We start from the raw sequence: 580 nt of genomic DNA, 5'->3' as shown, positions 1-580 counted from the left end.
GCAGTATGTTTGGTTTTTAGGCAAGGGGTATGAGCAGGACGCGAAAGCTTTGTTCGGTTTTTACTTATTCTTACATGGAGGTAAGTCATTAGAATAACGCAGGGCAGTTATCGAGCCCATTCGGTTACAAATATCGCGCCGCAATTGAATTGCCCTTAGTTTGGACAAATTTCAATTCACAAAGGCCAACACGCCCTAGCAAAGCGATTGTATATTAGCGTGAGCAGTGGCAAGATTAGCTTGCTGGTTGATGCTTATTGTATCAAGCGCATGCTCAACAGGGTAAATAGCTAAAAATTTTGAAAAATTATATTGTTCTTAACAATTTAATCTTGAGTATGGGCAATTAGCCCCCATAACCCTAAGATTAAGCCACGTGGCCGAGGAAGCATTTTTTGACTATACATGATTTATCTAGCGCGCTAAACGCGTTATCAGCAACACCGCATCAGCACGCAATTAAAGGGATCAAACGTGGTATTGAGCGAGAGTCGTTGCGTATTAAAGGTAATGGCGCCATTTCCACTTTAGGACATCCTAAAGGCGTAGGTAGTGCATTAACAAACGGACATATTACTAC

Annotated in this window: 1 pseudogene; it reads left to right on the top strand. The window is 41.7% G+C overall.

What is annotated here, in order from left to right:
- Positions 1-395: 395 nt before the first annotated feature.
- Positions 396-580: pseudogene (locus CWB60_RS20335) on the top strand (glutamate--cysteine ligase); the annotation flags it as partial.

Origin of the sequence: Pseudoalteromonas sp. S327, from assembly GCF_005886415.1 — a bacterium.
GTDB classification, from domain to species: domain Bacteria; phylum Pseudomonadota; class Gammaproteobacteria; order Enterobacterales; family Alteromonadaceae; genus Pseudoalteromonas; species Pseudoalteromonas atlantica.
Note: the sequence above shows the minus strand (reverse complement) of the source record. Positions and strands in the feature narration are given on the sequence as shown.